General features: G+C 44.6%; 10 protein-coding genes. All 10 read left to right on the forward strand.

What is annotated here, in order from left to right; all coding sequences use genetic code 11:
* The first annotated feature begins 304 nt into the window (after positions 1–304).
* Positions 305–1459 (forward strand): N-acetylglucosamine-6-phosphate deacetylase, encoded by a 1155-nt coding sequence (nagA, locus tag I2503_RS08305; protein WP_196967653.1) that lies wholly within the window; start codon positions 305–307, stop codon positions 1457–1459.
* Positions 1460–1608: 149 nt separating this feature from the next.
* The gene (locus I2503_RS08310; protein ID WP_196092233.1) at positions 1609–2442 is read left to right on the forward strand and encodes an S-adenosyl-l-methionine hydroxide adenosyltransferase family protein; all 834 of its coding nucleotides are present in this window, start codon (positions 1609–1611) and stop codon (positions 2440–2442) included.
* A 6-nt stretch (positions 2443–2448) separates the two neighbouring features.
* Positions 2449–2997, forward strand: a complete 549-nt coding sequence (locus tag I2503_RS08315) for an ECF-type riboflavin transporter substrate-binding protein (protein ID WP_196967649.1) — start codon at positions 2449–2451, stop codon at positions 2995–2997.
* Between the two features lie 82 nt (positions 2998–3079).
* Positions 3080–4753 carry a DUF3744 domain-containing protein gene (locus tag I2503_RS08320; protein ID WP_196967650.1) on the forward strand — a complete coding sequence of 558 codons (1674 nt, stop codon included), beginning with the start codon at positions 3080–3082 and terminating at the stop codon, positions 4751–4753.
* Positions 4750–5580 (forward strand): energy-coupling factor transporter transmembrane component T, encoded by an 831-nt coding sequence (locus I2503_RS08325; RefSeq protein ID WP_196967651.1) that lies wholly within the window; start codon positions 4750–4752, stop codon positions 5578–5580. Before I2503_RS08320 ends, I2503_RS08325 begins: the two co-directional genes overlap by 4 nt.
* Positions 5581–5645: 65 nt before the next feature.
* The gene (locus tag I2503_RS08330) at positions 5646–6212 is read left to right on the forward strand and encodes a glucosaminidase domain-containing protein (RefSeq protein WP_196967652.1); all 567 of its coding nucleotides are present in this window, start codon (positions 5646–5648) and stop codon (positions 6210–6212) included.
* A gap of 119 nt (positions 6213–6331) precedes the next feature.
* Positions 6332–6622: a 30S ribosomal protein S6 gene (gene rpsF, locus I2503_RS08335; RefSeq protein ID WP_196092228.1), complete on the forward strand. Its 291-nt coding sequence runs from the start codon at positions 6332–6334 to the stop codon at positions 6620–6622.
* An 11-nt stretch (positions 6623–6633) separates the two neighbouring features.
* Positions 6634–7128 (forward strand): single-stranded DNA-binding protein, encoded by a 495-nt coding sequence (locus I2503_RS08340; protein ID WP_196092227.1) that lies wholly within the window; start codon positions 6634–6636, stop codon positions 7126–7128.
* 24 nt (positions 7129–7152) lie between these two features.
* The gene (rpsR, locus tag I2503_RS08345; RefSeq protein ID WP_135038614.1) at positions 7153–7392 is read left to right on the forward strand and encodes a 30S ribosomal protein S18; all 240 of its coding nucleotides are present in this window, start codon (positions 7153–7155) and stop codon (positions 7390–7392) included.
* Between the two features lie 499 nt (positions 7393–7891).
* A complete protein-coding gene (locus tag I2503_RS08350) occupies positions 7892–8530 on the forward strand; it encodes a deoxynucleoside kinase (protein ID WP_196967654.1) in 639 nt (212 codons plus the stop codon).
* Positions 8531–8910: the final 380 nt, after the last annotated feature.

Here is an 8910-nt window from a genome sequence, read left to right on the forward strand (position 1 = left end):
TGACCACTATCAACTAGTAGCACAAAAGTCAGTATTAAAGAGAGCAATATCAAAACCAGTCCTCGCCAAACGAGGACTGGTCAGCTGTCTCGATTACTACTTAAAACGACATGCGTTAAAAGTTAATGGAACCGCCGTGTGCCGAACGGCACGCACGGGGGTGAGATGTGGTCTTTTTTTCTTACCCTATTCCATCCTAGTAGTAGCAGCTTTTTTGGCTTGAGAGTGATGTTTGAAAAAACCGGTCTAGACCATTTCCATTTTTTTCATCAAGGTGTATAATAACTATAAGGAGGAATCGATGATGAACTACTATATTCAAGCAGATGCCTTTTTCTATCCCTATGAGAAAAAGGGAGCAGGTTATTTAGAAATCAAGGATGGTCGATTTGGCAAATGGCAGGCTGAGCGACCAGAATCTGGGGAAATTCGTGATTACACCGGTTATTGGGTAAGTGCGGGTCTTGTCGACACCCATATTCACGGGTTTGGAGGGATCGATGTCATGGATAAGGACATTGATGGAGTCCTAACAACCATGAGTGAGGGGCTTCTTAGCACTGGGGTGACGAGTTTCCTTCCAACAACCCTGACTGCAGATACAGCGGATCTTCGCCAAGTATCGGAACAAATTGGGGCTCGCTACAAAGAGGCTAAGGGAGCAAAAATCCAAGGGATTTATTTTGAGGGCCCGTACTTTACAGAAGAGTTCAAAGGAGCTCAAAATCCGGCCTATATGAAAGATCCGAGTCTGGAAGAATTTAGGGATTGGCAAGAAGCAGCCCAGGGACAAATTAAGAAAATTGCGCTTGCTCCTGAGCGGGATGGGGTTGAAGAATTTGTGGAAACCTTGACCCAGGAAGGGGTTACGGTTGCTTTGGGGCATTCCAATGCCACCTTTGATCAGGCTCGGAAGGCTGTTCAAGCAGGAGCAAGTGTGTGGGTTCACGCATACAATGGTATGCGTGGCCTAACCCATCGAGAGCTGGGTATGGTTGGAGCCATGTATCAGTTGCCGCACACCTTTGCGGAATTGATTTGTGATGGTCATCATGTGCATCCAGGTGCCTGCCAAATTTTGATGGATCAAAAGGGCTTGGATCAGGTGGCTTTGATTACTGATTGTATGCGGGCAGGGGGGATGCCGGATGGGGATTACCATCTAGGGGATTTCCCAGTCGTGGTCCAAGAGGGAACGGCTCGTTTGAAAGATTCAGGCTCATTAGCTGGATCCATCCTTCAATTGAAGGATGGGGTGAAAAATGTAGTGGACTGGGGATTAGCCAATCCGGAGCAGGCGCTGCGAATGGCGACCTTGAATCCTGCACTGTCGGTTCATCTCGAACACGAATGTGGTCAGATTCGATCTGGTGCAGCCGCAGACTTTTTGATCTGGAGTCCTAAACTAGAGTTGCAAGAAACTTACTTGGATGGGCAATTGCGCTATCAGGCTAAGTAGAATTCTTAGTGAAGACTAGGTGATGCGAATCACCTGGTTTTTTTCTTCATAAAAAAATTTAATGGCCTCAATAAGAAAATTCGTCTTGGGTGTTTATTGGAAATCTGGTAGGATAGAGGAGTAGTAGAAAGTAGTCACTGGGAGGATGTATGGATCGCTTATTAGTATTGCAATCGGATTTTGGTTTAGTGGATGGAGCGGTTTCGGCCATGATTGGGGTAGCTTTGGAAGAAGCACGGGATTTGAATATTCATCATCTCACGCATGATATCACGCCTTATCATATTGAAGAGGCGAGCTACCGCCTATTCCAAACCATCGATTATTGGCCAGAGGGGACAACCTTTGTGTCGGTTGTGGATCCAGGTGTTGGTTCCAAACGCAAGAGTGTTGTGGCTTTGACTAAGCGCAATCAATATATTGTGACACCAGATAATGGAACCCTGTCCTATATCAAGGATGAAGTGGTGGCGGTACGGGAAATTTCTGAGGTATCCAACCGTCGTGCCAACACAGAACATTCTTACACCTTCCATGGACGTGACGTCTATGCTTACACAGGGGCAAAATTAGCCAGCGGTCACATTACTTTCGAAGAGGTAGGTCCGGAACTAAGTGTGGAGCACATTGTGGAAATTCCGGTTGTCAAAACCACCCATGGCCCAGACTGGGTGCAAGGTGTTGTCGACATTTTGGATGTACGCTTTGGCTCCCTTTGGACCTCAATCAAACGGGAAGACTTTCAAAAATTGGAGCCTGACTTTGGTGATCGCTTTGAAGTCACCATCTATAACAATGACATGTTGGTTTACCAAAACCAAGTGGTTTACGGTAAGTCCTTTGCGGATGTCCGTATTGGACAGCCAGTCCTCTATGTGAATTCGGTTTACCGTCTAGGCTTAGCTATCAATCAGGGTTCTTTCTCCAAGGCCTATAATGTCGGCGTGGGGCCACAGTGGTCTATTCAGTTGAAAAAGATTTAGGAGTGTATGATGTCACAATTATCTATTAAACAAGTTGTTGCGATTGGTGTGGGGGCGGCCCTCTTTATCGTTGTCGGTCTAATTAGTATTCCCACCCCGATTCCGAATACCTATATCCAACTTCAGTACGCGATTCAAGCACTATTGGCGATTATTTATGGTCCCATCGTTGGCTTCTTTGTTGGCTTTATTGGCCACGCAAATATGGACTTGCTTCGTGGTGGATCACCATGGTGGTCTTGGGTGATTGCTTCCGGTCTTTTTGGCTTGATTGTTGGAAATGCAAGAAAGACTTTGCAGTTGCAATCAGGCAAGCTAGATTCAAAAGGGCTGCTAACCTTTAACCTGGTTCAGGTGATTGCCAACCTAGTCCTATGGGGACTGGTAGCTCCTCTCGGGGATATTCTGATTTATAAGGAACCTGTTAACAAGGTGTTTGCCCAAGGAGTCGTTGCAGGTTTGACCAATTCAGTAACTGTGGCCATCGCAGGTAGCTTGTTACTAAGCCTCTATGCTCGTAACCAAGTCAAGACCGGTAGCTTGACCAAAGAATAAATCAGAAGGACAAAATTCACCTTGTGAATTTTGTCCTTTTCACATCCAAACTATGATAAAATGGAAGAAAAAAGGGAGTGACATGGTGGAACCACTGATTCAGTTTAAAAAATTTTCCTTTCAGTACCAGAGTCAGGCAGAGCCGACCTTGAAAGACATCAATCTGACCATTCAACAAGGGGAAAAAGTAGCCATTATTGGACCTTCGGGGTCAGGAAAGTCGACGTTAGGGCAATGTCTCAATGGTCTGGTTCCCCATGTTTATGAAGGCCACATTCAGGGAGAACTTTTGTTCAAAGGTCAGGATTTGCTAGCTTCAAGTATTGTCCAGCGTTCTCTGCTTATTTCCAGTATTCTTCAAGATACAGATGGTCAGTTTATTGGTCAAACTGTTGCGGAAGATGTGGCCTTTGCCTTGGAAAATGATGCTGTTGAAACAGCACTAATTCGGGAAAAAGTAGCTTATTGGTTGGAGAATTTAGGTCTAACTTCGTTAGCACATCAGCGCCCACAAGATTTGTCGGGTGGTCAGAAACAGGCAGTTGGTTTGGCTGGTGTCTTGATTGACGAAAGTCCCCTCCTGCTTTTTGATGAACCGTTGGCCAACCTAGATCCTCAGGCAGCGCACGAAAGTCTGCAATTACTAGGTCGATTGCATGAAGAAACAGGGTCAACTCTAGTCATCATTGAGCACCGTCTGGAAGAGGTGTTGGAACTAGGACTAGATCGGATTGTTCTGGTGGAAAATGGTCAGATTGCTTTTGACGGTCCTCCCAACCAACTATTAGCTAGCTCAGAGTTGGCACGGGTTGGTATCCGCGAACCTTTATACCTAACTGCTCTAAGGGAGTTGGGATGGGAGTTAAGAGCAGGCCTACCTCTCGATAAGTTGGAATCCCTAGACCTTCCTCCACTTCCGTTACCTGAATCAACCCGCAGATTAAAAGCTGAAACCGGAGAAGTATTGGCTCAGTGGAAGGGCTTGACCTTTGCATATTCGGATAGACCTGCGATTTTTGAAGGGCTAGATCTCCAACTTCGAAAAGGGGAACTGGTGGCTTTGGTCGGGAAAAATGGAACCGGAAAATCCACCCTGGCTCAGCTCTTGTCGGGCTACTTACCGGCCCAAGGTCAGTATTTCTGGCAGGGACAGGAAGTGGCTGACCAATCCCTAGCAGAGCGAGCTCGGCAAGTGGGGTATGTTCTGCAGAATCCAAACCAGATGATTTCTCAAGCCATGATTTTTGATGAAGTTGCTAGAGGACTCAGACTCAGAGGTCTGTCGGAGGAGGAAGTGGCACCTAAGGTGGCCGCTGTCTTGGAGACTTGTGGTCTAACACCGTTTCGGAATTGGCCGCTTTCGGCCTTGTCCTATGGTCAGAAAAAACGGGTGACCATTGCAGCCATTTTGGTGTTGGAGCCCCAGGTTTTAATCCTAGATGAACCGACTGCTGGTCAAGACCAGGCTCATTACCGGGAAATGATGGATTTTCTACAGAAATTAGCTGATCTGGGACACGCGATTGTTCTCATTACGCATGATATGCAGCTCATGCTGGAGTATGCAGATCGTGCTTTAGTATTGGACCAGGGGCGGATTTTGGCAGACCAAAATCCGCGGGAACTCCTTTCACGGCCGGATGTTTTGGCCCAGGCTCACTTGCGGGAGACTTCGCTCTTTTACCTAGCACAAAAGATTGGGGCGGATGCCATTGTCCTCTCTGAGTTTTATCAAGAAAGGGGGAGGAAGGCATGAACAATTTTATTGGCTATCAGCCGGGGAAGACTTGGATTCATGAGCTAACGGGTGCTAGTAAATTCCTGTTTTTCTTGCTGACTTCGATTGCCGCCATGATTACCTATGATACGCGACTCTTATTGGCGATTGCATTTGTATCCTTAGTGGCACTCCGCTTGTCCAGAATTTCCTGGAAGAACATTCGCTGGGTTATTTATTTTGCTTCTTTCTTTGCGGTGATGAACTTGCTGATGGTTTATCTCTTTTCTCCAGAATACGGGGTCGAGATATATGGCAGTCGCCATCTCATTTGGGCGGGGATTGGCCCTTTTAGTCTAACCCAAGAAGAGTTGTTTTACTTGTCCAATCTTTTTCTCAAGTATGTGGCGACCTTGCCTTTGGCTCTAGTCTTTCTTTTGACGACCCATCCAAGTCAGTTTGCGGCTAGTCTGAATCAAATCGGGGTTTCCTACCGGATTGCTTATGCGGTGAGTTTGACCCTCCGCTACATTCCAGATGTCCAAGAGGATTTTGTTATGATCCGTAAGTCCCAGGAGGCCCGTGGTCTGGACTTGTCTTCGAATCAGCCGCTATTTACGCGTATTCGCGGCAATGCCTTGATTCTTTTTCCACTGATTTTGACTTCTTTAGAGCGAATTGAGACGATTTCGCGGGCCATGGAATTGCGGCGGTTTGGGAAGGAAAAACGCCGTACCTGGTATTGGACACAAGCTTGGTCCTGGCAAGACGTTCTTCTTTTAGGGCTTGCACTGCTCTCTTTGTTGCTGGCCCTTTACCTCATGTGGGTTCAGGGAAGTCGTTTTTATAATCCATGGTCCCTCTAGTTTTTCCTTTACTTCCTTCTTTTTTCTTGTTAGACTAAAGAAAAAATGGATGAACGGAGTAAGAGATGCCTAAGAGAAAAAAAGGGCTAGGTCTTCTTATCTTGGCCTTGGCAACAGTGGGTTTGGGTTTTATGGCGTATCAGGCTGTCGAGACTGAGCAGGGGACTTATACTGTAGCAACTGAAGATAGCTTCGTAGAGGCGATTGCGCCAGATGCACAGGTGGTGGCAGATCACTATGGACTTTATGCTTCAGTTATGATTGCCCAAGCCCTGTTGGAATCGGAACGTGGCACCAGTCGCTTGTCTCAGGCTCCTCACTACAATTTATTTGGGATTAAGGGAACCTACCAAGGTGAGGGGGTTACCTTTTTGACCAATGAGGATGATGGGAGTGGTGACATGTATGAAATCCGGGATCAATTCCGGAGCTACCCCTCTTACTATGCTTCTTTAACAGACTATGCGCTTGTGCTTTCTCAGCCTATGTATGCAGGAACATGGAAGGCCAATACCACTTCCTACCAAGATGCCACCTTGGCCTTGACAGGAACTTATGCGACAGATTCAAGTTATAATGTCAAACTTAACCGTCTGATTGAGCAGTACAACTTGACTCAATACGATTATTAAGAAAAAAGAAAGAAAACTCTTGCCTCAGGTGAGAGTTTCTTGTATAATAGTATCTTGTGAGAATAAGCCTCACTTACTCATGGAGACATGGGTCATTAGTCCAAAAGGAGGAAATATCAATGGCTAAATACGAAATTCTTTATATTATTCGTCCAAACATTGAAGAAGAAGCTAAAGCAGCTTTGGTAGAGCGTTTCGACGCAATCTTGACAGACAACGGTGCAGCAATCCTTGAGTCTAAAGACTGGGAAAAACGTCGCCTTGCCTACGAAATCCAAGATTTCCGTGAAGGTCTTTACCACATCGTGAACGTTGAAGCGAACGATGATGCAGCTCTTCGTGAGTTTGATCGTCTGGCTAAAATCAATGGCGACATCCTTCGTCATATGATCGTTAAACTTGACGCGTAAGAAGGTAACAAATGATAAATAATGTTGTACTTGTTGGTCGTATGACCCGCGACGCAGATTTGCGTTATACCCCATCTAATGTTGCAGTGGCGACTTTCACCCTCGCTGTGAATCGCACCTTCAAGAGTCAAAATGGTGAGCGCGAGGCTGACTTCATCAATGTAGTCATCTGGCGTCAACAAGCCGAGAACTTGGCGAATTGGGCGAAGAAGGGTGCATTAATCGGAATTACGGGCCGTATCCAGACCCGTAATTACGAAAATCAACAAGGGCAACGTGTTTACGTTACTGAAGTCGTAGCAGACAACTTCCAACTCTTGGAAAGTCGTGCTGTCCGTGAAGGCAACAGTGGTGGCGGAAGTTTCGGTGGTGGCAACAGCTTTGGATCTGCTCCAGCTGCCAGCCAGCCAAGCGCTGAACCTAGCATGCCTGATTTTTCTCGGAATGACAGCCCATTTGGTGCTACCAGTCCCATGGACATCTCTGATGACGACCTTCCCTTCTAAGACAATACTATAAAGGAGAATACAATGGCTCAACAACGTCGTGGCGGATTCAAACGCCGTAAAAAAGTTGATTACATCGCAGCAAACAAAATTGAATACGTTGACTACAAGGATACAGAACTTCTAAGCCGCTTCGTTTCAGAACGCGGAAAAATCCTTCCACGTCGCGTAACTGGTACTTCAGCGAAGAACCAACGTAAAGTCACAAACGCCATCAAACGCGCACGCGTTATGGCCCTAATGCCTTACGTAAACGAAGATTAGGGAGTTATACAGAACTAAATTTTATAAAATTTAGTTCGTATTATCACCCCCGCATAGTTGATTAGGTTGTTTTTGGAGGTCAAAGAGTCAGGAATTGACTCTTTGAGTTTTCTGGATAAGAGAACATGAGATGTTCTCTCAATAAAGGCGAACAATTATTATTTGCTTCGCAAATTCTATCTATTACCTCAAACAGCCTTTTAGCTGTTTGACCGAATCAACCACTGCGTAAAAATAAAATGATTAATGAGGCCTAACGGATGTTCAGGTCTCATTTTCTATTTTATGGAGCTTCAGAAGGAAGCCATCTATCGGTCCAGAGGATTTTTAGGAGTTAGGTAGGTTCCTACTAACCTTTTGCTTGGCTTTTTTTCATTTTTTAGTGGTAGACTCTAGGAAGAAGAAGTCTATTGTGATAAAGTAGTAGGGAGTAATTGATTTTTTGAGATAGTCAATTTTGAGTTCAAAGACTTGCTCAAATTCTAAGGAGGGAATGAAAATTTTGTTAGTTTTAGCGGGTACCATTGGTGCCGGAAAATCATCCTTGGCAGCGGCTTTGGGGGAACATTTTGGGACAGAGGTTTTCTATGAATCGGTAGATGACAATCCCGTTTTGGATCTCTACTATAAAAATCCAGAGAAGTATGCCTTTCTTTTGCAAATTTATTTTTTAAATAAACGTTTTAAGAGCATTAAAGAGGCCTATAAGGATGATAATAATGTTCTAGATCGCTCTATATTTGAAGATGCTCTCTTTTTAGATTTGAACTACCGAAATGGCAATGTTACGCAGGAGGAGCATCAGGTCTACCACGAGCTTCTAGATAATATGATGGAAGAGTTGAAGGGCATGCCTAAAAAAGCACCGGATTTGCTTATTTATATTGATGTTTCCTTTGACACCATGTTGCACAGGATTGCCCTTCGTGGCCGGGACTATGAACAGATTGATGGGAATCCAGATTTAAAGGCTTATTATCAGCAAGTTCATAGCGCCTATCCAGGCTGGTATGAAGCGTATGATAAGAGTCCCAAGGTTCGAATTGATGGGAACCAGTTTGACTTTGTGAACGATGAAGACTCTATGAAGGCTGTTTTAAAGCAAATTGAAGATGCTTTGAAGGAAGTTAGATCCTAATGAATGTAAGGAGTCTCGAGTAGATTTGTACGCTGCTTGAGGCTTTTTACTTTTTATACTCTTTTAGTTTATCTTTTATTACTGTGTTAGCTCGTCTTGCCGTACTTTAGTACTGCCTGCGACTCGCTGCCTTGTACTAAAAGCAAACTAAAAGACTATAACAACTAGTCCTTGTTCAGCAGAGATGCTATAATATGAAGAGTATGAGAAGAAGATTAAAACCGATTGTATTTCTAGTATTTTATGTATTCGTTTTTATTTGAAAATAACACAGTAAAAAAGCGCAAAAAAACACTATCTGTGTTATACTTAAGGTGAACATATTTAAAAATGTCTTAAGGATGTTGCCGCATCCCTAATGCTTTTACTGCTTCATAAGT

Origin of the sequence: Streptococcus sp. NLN64, assembly GCF_015831295.1 — a bacterium.
Classification (GTDB): Bacteria; Bacillota; Bacilli; order Lactobacillales; family Streptococcaceae; genus Streptococcus.

Excerpts from the sequence above, each read along its gene's own strand:
- I2503_RS08310 (WP_196092233.1), top strand. The coding sequence starts at position 1,609 with ATGGATCGCTTATTAGTATTGCAATCGGATTTTGGTTTAGTGGATGGA.
- I2503_RS08320 (WP_196967650.1), top strand. The coding sequence starts at position 3,080 with ATGGTGGAACCACTGATTCAGTTTAAAAAATTTTCCTTTCAGTACCAG.
- I2503_RS08340 (WP_196092227.1), top strand. The coding sequence starts at position 6,634 with ATGATAAATAATGTTGTACTTGTTGGTCGTATGACCCGCGACGCAGAT.
- I2503_RS08325 (WP_196967651.1), top strand. The coding sequence starts at position 4,750 with ATGAACAATTTTATTGGCTATCAGCCGGGGAAGACTTGGATTCATGAG.
- I2503_RS08330 (WP_196967652.1), top strand. The coding sequence starts at position 5,646 with ATGCCTAAGAGAAAAAAAGGGCTAGGTCTTCTTATCTTGGCCTTGGCA.
- I2503_RS08315 (WP_196967649.1), top strand. The coding sequence starts at position 2,449 with ATGATGTCACAATTATCTATTAAACAAGTTGTTGCGATTGGTGTGGGG.
- rpsR (WP_135038614.1), top strand. The coding sequence starts at position 7,153 with ATGGCTCAACAACGTCGTGGCGGATTCAAACGCCGTAAAAAAGTTGAT.
- nagA (WP_196967653.1), top strand. The coding sequence starts at position 305 with ATGAACTACTATATTCAAGCAGATGCCTTTTTCTATCCCTATGAGAAA.
- rpsF (WP_196092228.1), top strand. The coding sequence starts at position 6,332 with ATGGCTAAATACGAAATTCTTTATATTATTCGTCCAAACATTGAAGAA.